Origin of the sequence: Ideonella azotifigens (assembly GCF_021043325.1) — a bacterium.
Lineage (GTDB): Bacteria > Pseudomonadota > Gammaproteobacteria > Burkholderiales > Burkholderiaceae_C > Ideonella > Ideonella azotifigens.
The window spans coordinates 104122-121812 of record NZ_JAJNKD010000012.1 but is presented as its reverse complement, the minus strand read 5'-3'; the positions used below and the strand labels follow the sequence as shown (position 1 = coordinate 121812).

At 65.2% G+C, this 17691-nt stretch carries 16 protein-coding genes; 7 read left to right on the top strand and 9 right to left on the bottom strand.

Annotated elements, in window-relative coordinates:
• Nucleotides 1-148 precede the first annotated feature (148 nt).
• Nucleotides 149-3190: a S8 family peptidase gene (locus LRH25_RS33190; RefSeq protein WP_170200762.1), complete on the top strand. Its 3042-nt coding sequence runs from the start codon at nucleotides 149-151 to the stop codon at nucleotides 3188-3190.
• Nucleotides 3190-3852 carry a hypothetical protein gene (locus tag LRH25_RS22405; protein ID WP_231012254.1) on the top strand — a complete coding sequence of 221 codons (663 nt, stop codon included), beginning with the start codon at nucleotides 3190-3192 and terminating at the stop codon, nucleotides 3850-3852. Before LRH25_RS33190 ends, LRH25_RS22405 begins: the two co-directional genes overlap by 1 nt.
• A gap of 1 nt (nucleotide 3853) precedes the next feature.
• On the opposite strand, the gene LRH25_RS22400 is transcribed toward LRH25_RS22405, so the two are convergent.
• The 9 genes from LRH25_RS22400 to LRH25_RS22360 all read right to left on the bottom strand — a co-directional run bounded on the left by LRH25_RS22400 (nucleotide 3854) and on the right by LRH25_RS22360 (nucleotide 13417).
• On the bottom strand, nucleotides 3854-6016 hold the full coding sequence (locus tag LRH25_RS22400) for a winged helix-turn-helix domain-containing protein (RefSeq protein WP_170200763.1): 2163 nt from the start codon (nucleotides 6014-6016) through the stop codon (nucleotides 3854-3856).
• Nucleotides 6017-6249: 233 nt separating this feature from the next.
• Nucleotides 6250-7314: an OmpA family protein gene (locus tag LRH25_RS22395; protein ID WP_141285929.1), complete on the bottom strand. Its 1065-nt coding sequence runs from the start codon at nucleotides 7312-7314 to the stop codon at nucleotides 6250-6252.
• Nucleotides 7315-7434: 120 nt separating this feature from the next.
• Nucleotides 7435-8745 (bottom strand): citrate synthase, encoded by a 1311-nt coding sequence (gene gltA / locus LRH25_RS22390; RefSeq protein WP_141285931.1) that lies wholly within the window; start codon nucleotides 8743-8745, stop codon nucleotides 7435-7437.
• A gap of 25 nt (nucleotides 8746-8770) precedes the next feature.
• A complete protein-coding gene (locus tag LRH25_RS22385) occupies nucleotides 8771-9052 on the bottom strand; it encodes an FAD assembly factor SdhE (RefSeq protein WP_141285933.1) in 282 nt (93 codons plus the stop codon).
• A gap of 36 nt (nucleotides 9053-9088) precedes the next feature.
• Nucleotides 9089-9790, bottom strand: coding sequence for a succinate dehydrogenase iron-sulfur subunit (locus LRH25_RS22380; protein ID WP_141285935.1), 702 nt, complete (start codon nucleotides 9788-9790; stop codon nucleotides 9089-9091).
• A gap of 18 nt (nucleotides 9791-9808) precedes the next feature.
• Complete coding sequence (gene sdhA / locus LRH25_RS22375) at nucleotides 9809-11584, bottom strand: succinate dehydrogenase flavoprotein subunit (protein ID WP_141285937.1); 1776 nt, start codon at nucleotides 11582-11584, stop codon at nucleotides 9809-9811.
• Nucleotides 11585-11947 (bottom strand): succinate dehydrogenase, hydrophobic membrane anchor protein, encoded by a 363-nt coding sequence (gene sdhD / locus LRH25_RS22370; protein ID WP_141285939.1) that lies wholly within the window; start codon nucleotides 11945-11947, stop codon nucleotides 11585-11587. It lies immediately after the preceding gene.
• Nucleotides 11948-11963: 16 nt separating this feature from the next.
• Nucleotides 11964-12392, bottom strand: coding sequence for a succinate dehydrogenase, cytochrome b556 subunit (gene sdhC, locus LRH25_RS22365; RefSeq protein ID WP_141285941.1), 429 nt, complete (start codon nucleotides 12390-12392; stop codon nucleotides 11964-11966).
• Nucleotides 12393-12628: 236 nt separating this feature from the next.
• Nucleotides 12629-13417 carry a GntR family transcriptional regulator gene (locus LRH25_RS22360; protein WP_231012326.1) on the bottom strand — a complete coding sequence of 263 codons (789 nt, stop codon included), beginning with the start codon at nucleotides 13415-13417 and terminating at the stop codon, nucleotides 12629-12631.
• Nucleotides 13418-13741: 324 nt separating this feature from the next.
• Here LRH25_RS22360 and LRH25_RS22355 point away from each other — a divergent pair, with 324 nt between their 5' ends.
• From LRH25_RS22355 to LRH25_RS22335, 5 genes are all read left to right on the top strand, one after another.
• Nucleotides 13742-14728: a malate dehydrogenase gene (locus LRH25_RS22355; protein ID WP_141286161.1), complete on the top strand. Its 987-nt coding sequence runs from the start codon at nucleotides 13742-13744 to the stop codon at nucleotides 14726-14728.
• An 88-nt stretch (nucleotides 14729-14816) separates the two neighbouring features.
• On the top strand, nucleotides 14817-15839 hold the full coding sequence (locus LRH25_RS22350; protein WP_141286159.1) for an HpcH/HpaI aldolase/citrate lyase family protein: 1023 nt from the start codon (nucleotides 14817-14819) through the stop codon (nucleotides 15837-15839).
• Nucleotides 15840-16030: 191 nt separating this feature from the next.
• Complete coding sequence (locus tag LRH25_RS22345; RefSeq protein WP_141286157.1) at nucleotides 16031-16795, top strand: hypothetical protein; 765 nt, start codon at nucleotides 16031-16033, stop codon at nucleotides 16793-16795.
• A 182-nt stretch (nucleotides 16796-16977) separates the two neighbouring features.
• A complete protein-coding gene (locus LRH25_RS22340) occupies nucleotides 16978-17223 on the top strand; it encodes an AbrB/MazE/SpoVT family DNA-binding domain-containing protein (RefSeq protein WP_141286155.1) in 246 nt (81 codons plus the stop codon).
• 13 nt (nucleotides 17224-17236) lie between these two features.
• Complete coding sequence (locus LRH25_RS22335; protein ID WP_141286153.1) at nucleotides 17237-17635, top strand: type II toxin-antitoxin system VapC family toxin; 399 nt, start codon at nucleotides 17237-17239, stop codon at nucleotides 17633-17635.
• Nucleotides 17636-17691 lie beyond the last annotated feature (56 nt).

The following is a 17691-nucleotide window of genomic DNA, read 5'->3' as shown; positions in this document are numbered from 1 at the left end:
AATAACAAAATCGGAGATTGATCATGAATCCATCAGGACCGTGAAGAAGCGTGTTCATAGACTCGTCACGGTCTCGAAGCTGTTCCTCCCTTGATCGGCGCGGCAACGAGCGTCCTCCTCTGTTGTTGTTTCCTTCTTGGAGCGAACCTTGCTCAAGCCCACCCTCATTCAACAGGCCGTGGCGGCCTTGTTGATCGCCGCTGCACTGCCGGTCATTGGCGCTTCTCAGCCCCTCCGGCGGGCCTACATCGTGCAGTTGACCGATGCGCCCGTTGCCAGTTTCAGCGCCAAGCAGCAAAGCCTGGCTGCGCCGAACAGCCGAGCAGCGACGCGACTGGACCTGCGCAGCAATGCCGTGGCCCAGTACCGCAGCCAACTGGCGAGTCGGCGACAGGAGGTGCTGGCCACCATCGGTCAGGCCCGTGCGTTGCGGGTTTACGAGTTCGCCCTGAATGGCATGGCACTGATGCTCACCGACGCAGAGGCCAAGCAGTTGACCAAGCAGCCCGGCGTGCGTGCCGTCAGCCCGGACCGTGCCCGCACGCTCAGCACCAACCGCACACCCGGCTTTCTGCAGCTGAGCACGTCCAAGGGCTTGTGGACGCAGCGAGACGCCGCCGGCCGTCCGGTGACTGGAGAAGACGTCATCATCGGCATGGTGGACTCCGGCATCTGGCCCGAAGACCTCTCGTTCACTGACCGAGTCGACGCAAACGGCCTGCCCGCCAGCGCGGGCACCCAGGTCTACGCAGCCCCGCCGGCGAAATGGCATGGCAGCTGCGACACAGGACCAGGATTCACGGCCAGCAATTGCAACCAGAAGCTGATCGGCGCCCGCATCTTCAAGGCAGGTTTCGATGCCGTCGGCGATCCATTGGTGCCCGACGAGTACGTTTCGGCGCGCGGCCTGAGCGGACACGGCAGCCACACGGCGTCCATCGCCGCTGGCAATTCAAAGGTCGAAACGCTGCAGGGCGATGCGGTGATCGGTGAGATCTCCGGCTTGGCGCCGCGCGCAAGGATCGCGGTCTACAAGGTTTGCTGGACCGGACAGGCCAACGGGAATGTCTGCTACGACAGCGACTCCGTGGCCGCGATCGATCAAGCCGTTCAAGACGGCGTGGACGTCATCAATTTCTCGATCAGCGGCTCCCAGACTTCGGTCGAGGACCCGGTCGAACAAGCTTTCCTGAACGCAGCCACTGCGGGCGTGTTCGTGGCCACCGCCGCAGGCAACAGCGGCGGCAACACGGTGAATCACCCCAGCCCCTGGGTCACAACCGCTGGTGCCTCGACCACCGACAAGAACTTCGAGGCGCGCCTGACGCTGGGCCAGGACGGCAAGGTCATCAGCGGACCCTCGATGGCCACCGCCACTGTCCAGGGCCAGCTGATCCGTGGCGCGGACGCAGCAGCCACGGCGCCGTTTGACGACACCAACATCCTCGCCCGGCTCTGCGCGGCCAACTCGCTCGATCCTGCCAAGGTGGCGGGCAAAGTCGTGGTCTGCGACCGGGGCAGCAACGGGCGTGTGGACAAGAGCGCGGAGGTGCTGCGCGCCGGAGGCGTCGGCATGGTGTTGCTCAACGTGGGCGACTACGCGGACAGCCTGTATGCCGACGTCCATGCGGTACCCACGGTGCATCTGCCGGTGGCTTCGCGCAAGGCCGTGCTCAAGGCCACGGCAAGTGGTTCCTCGGCTTCCATCGGCATGGCCACCAATCACAAGGTGACCGCACCCGTCGTGGCCAGCTTTTCCGGCCGCGGCCCGAATCTGGCGGACATCGAGATCCTCAAGCCTGACTTGTCAGCCCCAGGGGTGAACATCCTGGGGGCCGACTCCTACTCGGCAACGCAGGCCGAGCACGACGCCATCGTCAACGGCAGCCTGACCCCGCCTGCCTACTACGCCACCCATGACGGCACGTCCATGGCCAGCCCGCACGTGGCTGGCACGGCGGCGCTGCTCAGGCAGCTGCACCCGGGTTGGTCACCTGCCGCCATTCGCTCAGCGCTGATGACCACCACCAGCGCCGTGCTGCAGGCCGGTGGCAGCGCCGATGCAGACCGCATGGGCTACGGCAGCGGCGAAATCCGGCCGAAGGCTGCCGCCGCCGTCGAACTGGTGTACGACGCCAGCCGCAGCGACTACGACGCCTACCTGTGCGGCAAAGGCCTGGCGGACGCCGACACCTGCGCGAATGCAGGCTCGGTGAGCAGCCAGAACCTGAATCTGCCCTCCCTGACGGCAGTGGTGCCTGGTCAAACCAAGATCGAGCGCCGGCTGACCAACGTCTCGGAACATGCCGTCACCTACAGCGCGAAGGCGCAGCTCGTGGGCTTCGATGTCAAGGTCAAGCCAGCGCAGCTCACGCTGGCTCCGGGCGAGAGCGCGCCATTCACCGTGGTGCTGTCGCGCACCGATGCGCCTGAAGCGTCATGGCAGTTCGGCTCGCTGACTTGGAAATCAAGCCAGGGCGGCCAGCCCATCACAAGTCCGCTTTCGGCGCTGCAGCAGTCGTTCAAGATCGCAACCAATCTGAGCTCTCAGAGCGCCAGCTTCAAGACGGCACTGCCCTTCACCGCCGGCTACAGCGGGGCACTCGACACCCACAGCACGGGTTTGATCGCGGGCCAGGCCCTCGCAGGCACGGTGACTGCCCAGGACTTTTCCAGTTGCGTCAACATCCCGGTGGCCGCCGGCAGCATGGCCCTTCACCTGCAGATGTTTGACAGCGACACCAGCCACCCAGGCCAGGACAACCTCGCACTCAGCGTGACGGGGCCTGACGGCAACGGCTACTGGAGCGGTCAGCCAGGTGCCAATCAGGCCATTGACGTGGCGCAGCCTGCCCAAGGCACCTATCAGGCCTGTGTGCTGGCCCTCAGCCTGGTGGGCGATGCATCGAGCTACACGGTCTGGTCCTGGGACCTTCCTGGCAGCGGGTCGGCCGGCCTGCCGCTGAGCACCACCGCTCCCACCCAGGTGAAAGCCGGGCAGAACGGGAAGATCAAGCTGGCCTGGAGCGTGCCGGACGCGCAGCGCTACATGGGCGCAGTTCAGTTCCGTGATGGCAAGGGCAACACCCTGGCGACTACCAGCATTTCGGTGGACCCGCAGTCCGTCGGCACGGTGAACACGGTGCGCGGCAATGCCCGCCACCAAGACCCCGGCCTCCAGACGCGCTGATGCCCTGCCCAACCGACACAGAAAGTATCTCCATCATGTTGTCAAACGCAAAGTTCTCGTTGTCCGCTGCCTTCCGCGCGGCGGCCAGGTGCCTATCCTGGCTGATCGCACTGGGCGCTTTCGGCGCCGCGCAGGGCAGCAATGCCAGTGAAGTGGTGATCAAGCAGGCCGTGGCCAACGGCGGCAGCTACAGCCTGCCGTACTACATGCCGGCGGCGCAAACCTTCGTCGCCAACAGCACCCAGATCGATTCCATCTCGGTCAGTCTTTCCAACTCCAGCTTCTCATCCCTCGGGAACTCCAAGGACGAGAAGCATGTGACGATGGTGCTGTACAGGGGCGACACCATCAATGACGCCTCGAAAGCACTGCGGCAAGTGGTGGTCAACGTCGCCGGCAAGCTGGGTGACGCGCCAGGTGCTTCGGCGATGGTGGCCTATCACTTCTCTCCGCCTGTCGACGTGACGCCGGGTGAGACCTACACCTTCCAGGTGTTCGCGATGCAACCCCGGTTCTGGATCAACTCGTCCAACTCCAATCCCTACCCCGATGGGCATGCTTATCTGAGCGGCAACCCTAACGATGAATTGGTGTTCAAGGTCACCCGGCCAGACAGCAACGCCAGTTCGACGGTTGTCAGCAAGCGCAACAAGCCGCAGTGAGTCAGCGCAGCGAAGGCAACAACCACTCGATGTCTGCTGCGGTCGATGTGTGAGGCAAAACAAAGCGCCCATTCGAGGATTGCCCATTCAGGGCCCTTCCCAGTGGGTGCTCATCCAGCCAGGGAGAAAGCGCTCTCAATCGCATCTGCGCCTGGCCCGTTCGGCCTGCTGTCAAGTCCATCCAGGCGGCATCCATCAAGGCCATGGCGCGCCAGCGACCTGCAGGCGCGAGGCTCACCGCGTCTTCCAGATGTTTCAGCGCCTGCTCGGCATGGCCAAGCCTGAAAGCCAGCGCGGCCCGGGCGCGCGCCATGGCGGATTGCAACTCCCCGTTGATGAGCACGGCCGGCAGCTCGGCAAGCTGGGCAAGCCGTGCTTCGGCCGCCACGACGTCGCCGAATCGCAGTGACATTTCCAGCCGCCACAGCTGCCGATACCGCAGCCGCAAATGCGCCTGGCTGCGCTGCGCCATGGCCACGGTGCGCTTGAAAAGCGCGCCGGCAGCCTCTGCGCGGCCTGCACACATTTCGCGCCTGGCCCGCGCCGTCAGCCACTGTGACTTGGGCGGCAGTCCGGCGCGCTCACACAAGGGCGCCAGGCGCTCCAGGACACGATCAAGATCGCGCACCAGCCCCAGTTCGCCATAGACCTCTGCCGCCGCTTCCGCAATGCTGGCCGCCGCATGCGGCTGCTGCAGGCTGTCGAAGCCTTGTTCGGACTCTGCTGCCTGGCTGCGCGCCAGCGCAAGACAGCCCAGGCCCGCGTTGATCCGGGCCAGGTTCATCAGCGTCAGCGAGGCAGCGCTGCGAAGTCCGTGGGCGCGGTTCAGCAGCAAGACCTCGTCCAGCAGATTGCGCGCCTTGAGCAGGTGCCCCTGCTCCGCCTCGACGACGGCCAGATTGTCCTTCACCAGGCTCAGGTGCAAACGACTGCCGCCGACCGTGCTCAGTTCATGGTGGAGCGCATTCAGCGCCGCCTCGGCCCTGGGGACGTCACCTTGCAGGCGCAGCGCCATGGCCTGCCCCAACCGCGCCCGGACCAGAATGTCGGGGGCGCCGACGGCACTCGCTGACCTGATCGACTGCGCCAGATGATCGACGGCATTCGGGATCGCGCCCCGGGTCTCGCCCATCAACAGTGCGTGCCCGAGCGCCAGATGCACGATGGCCTGCAAGCGCTCGTCGCCGACCTCGCGGGCCTGGCTCAACAGGGCCGTGCCGACCTCCAGCGCCCGGGGATCTTCACCATTGGTGAGGCTGCGCAGGTATTCCAGTTGCGCCGCTGAATTCCGCGGCTCCAGTTCCAGCACCACCTCGAAGAACTTGGCAGCCGCACGGAATTGATACTGGGCGGCCAATTGCGTGCCGCGCCCGATGACTTGGTTGACGAAAGGATCTTGCGACTCGGGCACCAACGGCACCGCGCCCTGAGGGCACAGACCCTGCGCCACCTCCGCGGCCATGCGAAGCGCCATCTCACTGGGCTCATCGCCTCGCAAGGTGCCTGCCGGACCGGCCTCGACCTCCCCCGTGCACTGATACGCCAGCCACAAGGCATTGCCCTGCCATCGCAGCACGGATTGCAGCACGCAATCCGCGCCCAGGCGCTGCCGAAGTGCGTCCGCCTTTTCGCGTGAACCCATGTCGGCAGGCAATTGGCCAAGCTCGAACAACATCAGGTTCAGGTCCACCACCGCGAGCGCAACCCGGCCGCTCAGCGCATTGCAGACCAGCGCCGCCAGCCCCAGGCTGATCCAGTCGAACCGAGTTTCGCCCGTGCGATTTTCAATCGGAAGAACCGCAACCCGGCGCTGCTGCGTGGCGCTCGGCAGAGGCGCCGCGGCAGCAGGCAGCAGGCTCCCAACAAAGCGATAACCCACTTTGTGGATTGTCTTGATGAGGGCCTCTTCGCCCCCTTCGTCCCCAATGGCCTTGCGCGCCTGCATCACACTGCGTGCCAGCACGCCCTCGGACACCACGCGGCCATGCCACAAGTGGTTCAGCAACTCCTCCTTGCCCACCACCCGGCCGCAATGTTCGATCAGGTGCAGCAGCAAGTCGAAAACCTTTGGCGCGACGGCCTGGGTTTGTCCGTCAAGCCAAAGTTCGCGTCGAGGCACGCTCAGCTCGCAGCGCGCAAATCGCAGGGTGTCGGCAAGAGGCATGAAAGGGTCGGGGGCTCCGGAGCTGAAAAGCGGTGCAGGCGCGCGCCAGCAACTGGGCCTCACGCAAAACGCCTGCCAATGGTCGCCGATCCTTGTGCACTCCGAAACCAAGTAATCCACGAAGCAACGCACAACCCGCCCGTTGCGGGCTGCCATGCGGCGAGTTCAGCGGGGCGCCCGATCGGCCCGCGCCCTTGCCCATCGCCCATTGCCTATCGCCGATTCGCTACCACCTACTGCACGACAAGTTCGACGCGGCGGTTCCGGGCGCGCCCGTCTTCGGCCGTGTTGCTGGCCACCGGTGCCAGGTTGGCCACGCCCTTGGCGGCCAGGCGCTTGGCGTCCACCTTGTGCTGCGTGACCAGCGCCTGCACCACCGCTTGCGCGCGGGCCTGCGAGAGCGCGAGGTTGGCGTCCAGTGCGCCCTGGCTGTCGGTGTGGCCGACGATGTAGACCTTCAGTGCCGGCTGGGCCTGCAGCAGCTTGGCCATCTCGGCCAGTTGCGGCTGCGACTCTGGCTTGACTTCGGACTTGCCGGTGTCGAAGAACAGGCCATAGAGCGCGATCTTGCCGTCTGCCGCCAGACCTTGCTGCAGCGCCGCCGCGTTGACCTGCACCTGGCCAGTGGCCATCGCCTTGGGCTCGACGATCTGGATGAAGGTGGCCGTGGTGTTGGTCGTCTTGTTGACCGCAGTGGAGGTGTAGACCATCACGTGCACCTCCTGGCCGCCCTTGGACAGGGTGCCGTAGAGGAAGCGGCCGTCGAAGCTCAACGCGCCGTGCTCGATGCTGTAGGTCGAATCGTCTGCGCCAGCCACTTCACCTTCGGCCCATTGCACGCCGCCGTCGAAGTCGATGGTCTTGTCCATCGCGAAGTACAGGTCCTGGCAGGCCTGCTCGCAGCTGAACCTGGGCTTGAAGCCTGCCTCCAACAGCGCCTGCTGGTAGTTGCGATGCACCTCCAGCGGTGTCTTGCCCCGCGGCGCCAGGTAGAACAGGCGCGTCAGGCGGCCTTCCACCGGCACGGCCTGGCTCCAGCGGTCATGGGCCACGCCCATGCCAACCGGGAACTGCGTCTGCTCCCATTCCGCCGTCTTGGCGCCGAACAGCCATGAGCCGGTAAAGCGCTGGATCAGCGGATGATCCTTAGCACTGGGCGCGTCCACCTGAGGCTTGGCTGGCTTGGCCGCCTGGACCGGCGCGGGCGTGGCCAAGGCCAGCAGCAGCGGCGCGCAGGCCGCGGCGCGGGCCATGGCATGGCCAAAGGAACGGAGCGAGGCGAGCAGGTTCTTCATCATGGGCGCGAGGGTTCAGGGGAAACCGAACGCTACAACGTCGCCATCAACGACAAAGGCCCCGAAGGGCCTTTGTTTGTATCAAGGCGCGACGGGTGCGCCCAGGTTCAATGCAGCTTCAGTTCAACGCTCGCCGAGCGGCTTGACGGTGCGCGCGGCCGAGCCGACGAACAGCTGGCGCGGGCGGCCGATCTTGTACTCGGGGTCGCCGATCATTTCGTTCAGCTGGGCAATCCAGCCGACCGTGCGGGCCAGCGCGAAGATCGCGGTGAACAGCGGCACCGGAATGCCGATGGCGCGCTGCACGATGCCGGAGTAGAAGTCCACGTTCGGGTAGAGCTTGCGGGCGACGAAGTATTCGTCTTCCAGCGCGATTTTCTCAAGCGACATGGCCAGCTTGAACAGCGGGTCGTCGTGCAGGCCTAGCGCATCCAGCACTTCGTGGCAGGTCTCGCGCATCAGCTTGGCGCGCGGGTCGTAGTTCTTGTAGACGCGGTGGCCAAAGCCCATCAGCTTGACGCCGCTGTTCTTGTCCTTGACCTGCTTGATGAACTCGCCGATCTTCTCGACGCCGCCGTTCTTCTGGATGTCGCCAAGCATGTTCAGCGCCGCCTCGTTGGCACCGCCGTGCGCCGGGCCCCACAGGCAGGCCACGCCCGCAGCGATGGCGGCGAAGGGGTTGGTGCCAGACGAACCGCACAGACGCACTGTCGAGGTTGAAGCGTTCTGCTCGTGGTCGGCATGCAGCGTGAAGATGCGGTCCATCGCGCGCACCAGCACGTCGTTGGGCTTGTACTCCTCGCACGGCGTGGCGAACATCATGCGCATGAAGTTGCCAGCGTACGAGAGGTCGTTCTTCGGGTAGATGTAGGGCTGGCCGATGGTGTACTTGTAGGCCATTGCCACCAGCGTCGGCATCTTGGCGATCAGGCGGATCGCAGCGATGTCCCGGTGCTCGGGGTTATTGATGTCGGTGCTGTCGTGATAGAAGGCCGACAGCGCGCCGACCAGGCCGGTCATGACCGCCATCGGGTGCGCATCGCGGCGGAAGCCGCGCAGGAAGAACTGCATCTGCTCGTTGACCATCGTGTGATTGGTCACGCGGTGCTCGAACTCTTGCTTCTGCGAGGCGTTCGGCAGCTCTCCGTACAGCAGCAGGTAGCAGGTTTCCAGGTAGTCGCAATTGACTGCGAGCTGCTCGATCGGGTAGCCGCGATACAGCAGTTCGCCCTTGTCGCCATCGATGTAGGTGATGGTCGAGTTGCACGAAGCGGTCGACAGGAAGCCGGGGTCGTAGGTGAACTTGCCGGTCTGGCCGTAGAGCTTGCGGATGTCGATCACATCGGGCCCGATGGTGCCCTTGTAGATCGGCAGTTCCATGTTGGGGCTGCCATCGGAGAACGACAGCGTGGCTTTCACGTCGGAGGGGGTCATCTCAAGTTCCTTTCGCACGAATCCATCAAGCAGGCAGCCGCATGCGGGCCAGCACATCCCGAACTTCAGGGCAGTTCAGTTCGCCCTCGGGCTCTCGCCGCTTCAGCAGCAGGTCCAGCAGGTCGTTGTCTGACAGGTCCATCAGCGTTTGCAGCCCACGCAACATGAACGGCGTCATCGCAGTCTCGTGGCGTTGGAAGAAGCGCTCGACGAACAAGTCGTTTTCGAGCAAGCCGCGCCGGCAACGCCATTTCAGGCGGTTGATGTCGCCAGCGTCCAGCAGGTCGGTGGTGTCAGCAGTGTCCATGGCTTGGCTTGCTCGGGTCGGTCTGAGGGTAATTCCTCAGACCGCGCGCCGAACCATCAATTCCTTGATCTTGCCGATGGCCTTGGTGGGGTTCAGACCCTTGGGGCAGACATCGACGCAGTTCATGATGGTGTGGCAACGGAACAGGCGGTACGGGTCCTCGAGGTTGTCGAGGCGGCCCGCGGTGTCCTGGTCGCGGCTGTCGGCAATGAAGCGGTAGGCCTGCAGCAGGCCGGCCGGACCGACGAACTTGTCCGGGTTCCACCAGAAGCTCGGGCAGCTGGTCGAACAACTCGCGCACAGGATGCACTCGTACAGGCCGTCCAGCTCTTCGCGCTCTTCCGGGCTCTGCAGGCGTTCCTTCTCGGGCGGCCGCTCGTCGTTGACGAGGTAAGGCTTGATCGAGTTGTACTGCTTGAAGAACTGGGTCATGTCGACGATCAGGTCGCGGATGACCGGCAGGCCGGGCAGCGGACGCAGCGTGATCACGCCGGGCAGCGTGAGCATGTTGGTCAGGCAGGCCAGGCCGTTCTTGCCGTTGATGTTCATCGCGTCCGAACCGCAGACGCCTTCGCGGCAGGAGCGGCGGAACGAGATCGTCGGGTCGACGGCCTTCAGCTTGATCAGGGCGTCCAGCAGCATGCGTTCATGGCCATCGAGTTCGATCTCGATGGTCTGCATGTAGGGCTTGGCATCCTTGTCCGGGTCGTAGCGGTAGATCTGAAAAACGCGCTTCATTGGGAGGCTCTCGATTCTTTAGAAGGTACGGACCTTGGGCGGCACGGATTCGACCGTCAGCGGCTGCAGGTTCACCGGCTTGTAGTCCAGGCGGTTGCCTTCGGAATACCACAGCGTGTGCTTCATCCAGTTCTCGTCGTCGCGGTTCGGGAAGTCGTCATGCGCATGCGCGCCGCGGCTTTCCGGGCGGGCAGCCGCCGAGATCATCGTGGCCTGGGCGGCTTCGATCAGGTTGTCGACTTCCAGCGCCTCGATGCGCGCGGTGTTGAAGACCTTGGAGCTGTCCTTCAGGCCGATGTTCTTGACCCGCTCGGCGACTTCCCTGATCTTGACCACGCCTTCGTCCATGCTCTTCTGCGTGCGGAACACGCCAGCATGGCGCTGCATCGTGCTGCGGATGTCGTTGGCCACGTCCTGCGCGTATTCGCCATCCTTGGCGCTGTCCAGGCGGGCCAGGCGGGCGAGGGTCTTGTCGGCAGCATCGGCTGGCAGCGGCTTGTGGTTCTTCTGCTTCAGCGCCGAGGCCACGATGTGGTTGCCCGCCGCGCGGCCGAAGACCACCAGGTCCAGAAGCGAGTTGGTGCCCAGGCGGTTGGCGCCGTGCACCGAGACGCAGGAGCATTCGCCTACTGCGTACAGGCCATTGACGACCTCGTTCGGGATGCCGTTCTTCGGAATCACGACCTGGCCGTGCACATTCGTCGGAATGCCACCCATCTGGTAGTGGATGGTCGGCACCACCGGAATCGGTTCCTTGGTGATGTCGACGTTGGCGAAGTTGTGGCCGATCTCCAGCACCGAGGGCAGGCGCTTGGCAATCGTGTCGGCGCCCAGGTGGGTCATGTCCAGCACGACGTAGTCCTTGTTCGGACCACAGCCACGGCCTTCCTTGATCTCCTGGTCCATCGAGCGCGAGACGAAGTCGCGGGGTGCCAGGTCCTTCAGCGTCGGGGCGTAGCGTTCCATGAAGCGTTCGCCATTGGCGTTGCGCAGGATCGCGCCTTCGCCGCGGCAGCCTTCGGTCAGCAGCACGCCGGCACCGGCCACGCCGGTCGGGTGGAACTGCCAGAACTCCATGTCTTCCAGCGGAATGCCGGCACGCGCCGCCATGCCCAGCCCGTCACCGGTGTTGATGAAGGCATTGGTCGAGGCCGCGAAGATGCGGCCGGCGCCGCCGGTGGCCATCAGCACGGTCTTGGCTTCCAGGATGTGCAGGTCGCCGGTTTCCATCTCCAGCGCGGTCACGCCGCAGACGTCGCCGTCCTGGTCGCGGATCAGGTCCAGCGCCATCCATTCGACGAAGAAGTTGGTGCGGGCCTTGACGTTCTGCTGGTACAGCGTGTGCAGCAGCGCGTGGCCGGTGCGGTCGGCCGCGGCGCAGGCGCGCTGCACCGGCTTCTCGCCGTAGTTGGCGGTGTGGCCGCCGAACGGGCGCTGGTAGATCGTGCCGTCGGCATTGCGGTCGAACGGCATGCCGAAATGCTCAAGCTCGTAGACGACCTTGGGCGCTTCGCGGCACATGAACTCGATGGCGTCCTGGTCGCCCAGCCAGTCGGAGCCCTTGATGGTGTCGTAGAAGTGGTAGTGCCAGTTGTCTTCCGACATGTTGCCCAGCGAGGCACCGATGCCGCCTTGCGCCGCCACCGTGTGCGAGCGGGTCGGGAAGACCTTGGACAGCACGGCCACGTTCAGGCCGGCCAGCGAGAGTTGCAGCGAGGCACGCATGCCAGAGCCGCCAGCGCCGACGATGACGACGTCGAACTTGCGCTTGGTAATTTGGTTGGCCACAGCCATTTACAGCCTCCAGAGCACTTGAACAGCCCAGCCGGCACAGCCGACCAGCCAGACGATGGAAAACACCTGCAGCGCCAGGCGCAGGCCGACCGGCTTGATGTAGTCCATCCAGATGTCGCGCACGCCGACCCATGCGTGGTATGCCAGCGAGACGATGACGACGAAGGTCAGGACCTTCATCCATTGGTGCGAGAAGATGCCTGCCCACTTGTCGTAGCCGAGCTCGCCGGGCAGGAGCACCTGCACCAGCACAACGACCGTGAACAACGCCATCAGGATGGCGGTGACGCGCTGGGCCAGCCAGTCGCGGAAACCGTAGTGCGCGCCGACGACGAGGCGCTTGCTGCCGTAGTTGATTGCCATTTGTTGAATTCCTCGCTCAGTACAGGCCGAAGAGCTTGGCGCCCAGCAGCAAGGTCAGCAGCGTGCCCAGCACCAGCGTGACCAGCGCGGAGCTCTTGCCCTGCTCTTTGCTGACGCTGTGCGTCATGTCCATCCACAGGTGGCGCACGCCGGCGATGAAGTGGTGCAGGAAGCCCCAGATCAGGCCCAGGCTGACCAGCTTGATGAACCAGCCCGGCAAGAAGCCGATGCCGGCCACGAAGGCGTTGCGGAAGCTCTCGAACGAGACTTCGGAGGTGACGCTGGTGTCGAACAACCAGATGATGAAGGGCAGCAACAGGAACATCAGCAGGCCGCTGATGCGATGCAGGATGGAAACCCAGCCGGCCGGCGGAAGCCGGTAGCCGGCAAGGTCTGTCACATGGATGTTGCGAAACTCTGGACGTGGTTTGAGCGTATCTGCCATGGCTTGTATGTCCTCGTTGTGGGCGCTCTTGGAATGGCTCTGCAAAAGCTCTTCTGAACTCAGGGAAGCGTTCTTGGAAGCAGGGAGGTGGCTAGGCGACACCCTGAGGTGGCTAGGCGTCACCCTGGTTTGTACCCAAGGTGAAACCCGATGATTTTATTGCAATGCAACAGATTTGCGCGGGGGTGATGCGCAAAGCGTTCCCGGCCGCGCACCTAAGCAATCGGGCGCCTCGACTAGTTCAGTTCGTTGCGGTAGTAGTGGCTTTCGGTGTTGTAGAGGCCGCGGCGCAGCTCGACCGGTGCATCGCCATAGGTATGTGCCAGCCGCTCGACGCTCAGCAGCGGTGCGCCTTCGGGCACCTGCAGCAGCACGGCGGTCGCCGCGTCGGCCGCCACTGCGCGGATCTTCTCTTCGGCGCGGATCATGCGCACGCCGAATTCGGTCTCGAACAGGCCGTACATCGGGCCAGCGTACTGGGACAGGCGCTCGGCAGTCAGCCCCTTGAACGGCGCGGCCGGCAGCCAGATCTCGTCGAGCACCACGGGCCGGCCCTGGCGCGACAGCGTGCGGCGCACCTGCACCGCGGGATCGCCGGCCTTCAGCGCCAGCGCACGGGCCACGTCGGCCGGCGCGCGCATGCGGCGGCAGTCGAGGAAATGCCTGGCCATGCCGGTGGGCGGCCCCTCATCGGGCGCCAGCCGCAGGAAGCGGTACTGGATGTTTTCTTCGGCGTGGGTGGCAACAAAGGTACCTCTTCCCTGCCGGCGCACCAGCAGGTTGTCGGTCGCCAGCTCGTCGATCGCCTTGCGCACGGTGCCCTGGCTGACGCGGTAGCGCACTGCCAGTTCCATCTCGCTGGGGATGGCCTCGCCGGGCCGCCACTCGCCGCCTTGCAGGCTCTTCACCAGCAAGGCCTTGATCTGCTGGTACAGCGGGCTGAACGCCGGGCCTTCCTGCGCGGCCGCCGGACGCTCCGAGCCCCGTTCGGCCGGGGGGGCGGCTTCGGGCGGATCAACAGGCATCGCAGGCATGGGGCGGCATTGCAGCACAGGCTGCGGTCAAGCGTCCAATGCCAACGCCAAATACCCGGACTCATGTCTTATATAAGACATAAGAGGATTGACTCGGCCCGCCCGCACGCCTAGACTGCCGCGCTACACTTCTCCGCCTGAGCTCCGGCGCCGCCTTGGCGCCCGCTTTGCACCCCACCGGGTGCCCTGCCAGGCCTGAACCCGACGCACAGCCCGATCCCCTCGCAGCCCACCTCTGTTGTTGCCCGATCTGCACACGCTGGCGTCGCCGTTTTCTTCTTTCATCGCTCTCTCTTTTTCTCGGAGAACTCCACCATGAGCAAGACCCCCGTCCGCGTGGCCGTGACCGGCGCCGCAGGCCAGATTGGCTACGCGCTGCTGTTCCGCATCGCCTCCGGCGAGATGCTGGGCAAGGACCAGCCCGTGATCCTCCAGCTGCTGGAGATCCCCGACGAGAAGGCCCAGAAGGCACTCAAGGGCGTGATGATGGAACTCGACGACTGCGCCTTCCCGCTGCTGGCCGGCATGCAAGCCCATGCAGACCCGATGACCGCATTCAAGGATGCGGACTACGCGCTGCTGGTCGGTTCGCGTCCGCGCGGCCCGGGCATGGAGCGTGCCGAGCTGCTGTCCATCAACGGCGCGATCTTCACCGCCCAGGGCAAGGCGCTGAACGCCGTCGCATCGCGCAATGTCAAGGTGCTGGTCGTCGGCAACCCGGCCAACACCAACGCCTACATCGCGATGAAGTCGGCCCCGGACCTGCCGGCCAAGAACTTCACCGCCATGCTGCGCCTGGACCACAACCGCGCCGCTTCGCAGATCGCCGCCAAGACCGGCAAGCCGGTGTCGGCCATCGAGAAGCTGGCCGTGTGGGGCAACCACTCGCCGACCATGTACGCCGACTACCGCTACGCCACCATTGATGGCGCTTCGGTCAAGGACATGATCAACGACCAGGCCTGGAACAAGGACGTGTTCCTGCCGACCGTCGGCAAGCGCGGCGCCGCCATCATCGAAGCGCGCGGCCTGTCGTCGGCCGCTTCGGCAGCCAACGCCGCCATCGACCACATGCGCGACTGGGCCCTGGGCACCAATGGCAAGTGGGTCACGATGGGCATCCCGTCGAACGGCGAATACGGCATCCCGAAGGAAATCATGTTCGGTTTCCCGGTCACCTGCGAAAACGGCGAATACAAGATCGTCGAAGGCCTGGAGATCGATGCCTTCTCGCAAGAGTGCATCAACAAGACCCTGGCCGAGCTGCAAGGCGAGCAGGACGGCGTCAAGCACCTGCTGTAAGGAGCCGGGCCTGAACGGCCCGCGCCAATGAGCCGGTGCCCGCGCAAGCGGCGCCGGCTTTTTCATTTCTCCCCTGCCCCTGCCCGCCATGACTGCACTGCGCCACCCCGCCGATGTCTTGTTCGAAGAAGGCGACGCCGTGCCGGCGCTGCCGGTGTGCGACCACTACTGCGGCGTCGAGGCGCGCATGCGAAAGAGCCTGGCACTGCAGGCTGAGATGGGCCCGGTGTTCGACATCACGCTGGACGGCGAGGACGGCGCACCGGTGGGCGGTGAAGTCGAGCATGCGCACCTGATCGCCGAGCTGGTCACCTCGCCGGAAAACCGCTTCGGCCGCGTCGGCGCACGCGTCGTGCCGGTCGAGCACCCGGCTTTCACGACCATGCTCGAAGCCTTGCTGCCCAAGGCCGGCGCAAAGCTGGCCTACCTGATGATCCCGAAACCGCGCCACCTGGCGGGCCTGGAACAGGCGGTGGCCATCATCGATGCACTGTCGGCGCAGGCCGGCCTGGCAAAGCCGATCCCGCTGCACGCACTGGTCGAGACGCACGGTGCGCTGCGCGACGTGTTCGCGCTGGCCGCGCACCCGCGCATCGAATCGCTGTCCTTCGGCCTGATGGACTTCGTCTCGGCGCACCGCGGCGCGATTCCGCAATCGGCGATGGGCTCGCAGGGCCAGTTCCAGCACCCGCTGGTGCTGCGCGCCAAGCTGGAGATCGCGGCGGCCTGCCACGCGGCAGGCAAGGTGCCTTCGCACTGCGTGGTCACCGAGTTCAAGGACAGCGCCGCGCTGCAGGGCGCCGCCGAACGCGCCTGCCGGCAACTGGGCTACACCCGCATGTGGAGCATCCACCCGGACCAGATCCGCCCCATCGTCGACGCTTTTGCACCCAGCGCCGCCGAGGTCGACCAGGCCATCGAGATCCTGCAGGCCGCGCAGGCGGCCGACTGGGCGCCGATCCGCCATCGCCACGCCGGCCGGGACCAGTTGCACGACCGGGCCAGCTACCGCTATTTCTGGCAGGTACTGCAGCGGGCCCATCGCACCTCGTTTGCCGGCGGCGCGCAGCTGCCGGCCGAAGTGCAGCTCGCGTTTTTCGGCGCGCACTGAACTGCCCAGGACTCGCCGGAACAGCGCTGACAAATTCCGTCAGTTCCGGCGATGGAACAGAACCTGCTCCGCGTTGTCGTTAAATCGCGCCAAGTCCTGGGCAAATACCAACAGCCTCACAGCTGGTAACAGGGTTTGGCACGGCTTGCGCAGGCACAATACGCCTGCCCTCTTTCCGAAGGAGCCCTGCCTTGATGATTCGCGCTTTTGTGTCCGTGGCGCTGCTGCTCAGCGCAGCCGCCGTAGCAGCCCAGCCCGCCGCTGTTGCCTCTGCCAAATCTTCCACCACCACGGCCAAGGCCGCCGGCAAGGGCGCAAAAGCCAAGAAGGTCGTCGAACCGCCGCCCCCGCCTGTCGAAGTGCCGCTGCCGGCCTCCGAAGGCGAGCAGAACGCCGCCGCCGCCATGACCCATTTTGGTCAGTACGACTGCGAGTTCTCGCAGCGCATGCAGGTGGCGATGAATCCGAAGTACGACGGCTACATCGACGTCACTTTCGGCAAGACCACGTACACGATGAAACCCACCCTGTCGACCACCGGCGCACTGCGCCTGGAAGACGTCAAGGGTGAGGCCTTGCTGCTGCAGATCGCCTACAAGTCCATGCTGATGGACGTGAAGGCCGGACGGCGCATCGTTGACGAATGCGTGCACCCCAAGCAACTCGAAGCCAAGAACAATGCTGCAGGCCAGCCCCAACAGGCGCTGCTGATGAGCCCGGAGCAAGTCGCCGCCGCAGCCCAGGCTGCTGCCGCCGCACAAGCCGCACAAGCCGCGGTTACTGCAGCAGCGCCTGCACCCGCTCCGGTGCTTGCCGCGGTCGAACCTGCAGCCGTGGCGCCGGCCACTACCGCCGTGTCCACCACGCCTGCTGCGCCCACCCCGGCGCTTCCGGCCGCCGCAGCACCGGTGACCATCGAGGCTGCCGCGCCCAGCCAAGCCCCGGTTCAGCGCTGAGATTGCCCCGCCCTCAGGGGGCTGTTCTTTGCTTGCCACAGGCCCTTCGGGGCCTGTGTTCATTTGTGGCCGGGATTTTTGCAGGCAAACCTGTGCGGCCGGCGTCCCGCGGCCATGCGCATGCACGATTGAGTACGTATAATTCATGCATACCGGTTTGGAAGCTTTGGGAGTACCGACGCATGGAAGCCACTGTTGCCGAGCGTGGGCAGATCACCCTGCCCAAGGCCGTGCGTGATGCCCTGGGCCTGACCAAGGGCACCACGCTGAAGGTCGAACTGGACGGCGCGCGCATCATCCTGCGCAAGGACGTGTCCGACGCCATCTCCCGTGCCCGCGGCCGCTTCAAGCTGGACGGCTTTGCCGACACCGATGAAGCCCTGCGCGCCATCCGTGGCCGCGCCCCCGGCGAGCCGCTGGACGTCTGAGCGTCCCCAAACCGTGATCGCCATCGACTCCTCCGTCGTGATCGACCTGCTGGCCGACGGCCCGGCCGCAGACGCAGCCGAAGCCTGCCTGCGCCAGTCGCTCAGCATCGGCCCGGTGGTCGTCTGCGACGTGGTGCTGACGGAAATCTGCACCGCGTTGAAGAACGGTTCCGAGGCGCTGGAAGTGCTGGAAGACATGGGCGTGGGCTACAGCGCCACCGAAACCAAGGCCGCCGTGCGCGCTGGCGAGATGCAGCGCCGCTATCGCCAGCGCAGCGGCCACCCGGGTGGCCGTGCCGCCCCCGATTTCCTGGTCGGCGCCCACGCGATGCTGCAGTGCGACGGCCTGATCACCCGCGACGCCACCTTCTACCGCGACTATTTCAAGGGCCTGAAGGTCATCGTGCCCTGACCCTGCCTGCCATTCACACCGGCGCCCCGCCTCGCGGGCGCCCCCCTGATACCCAC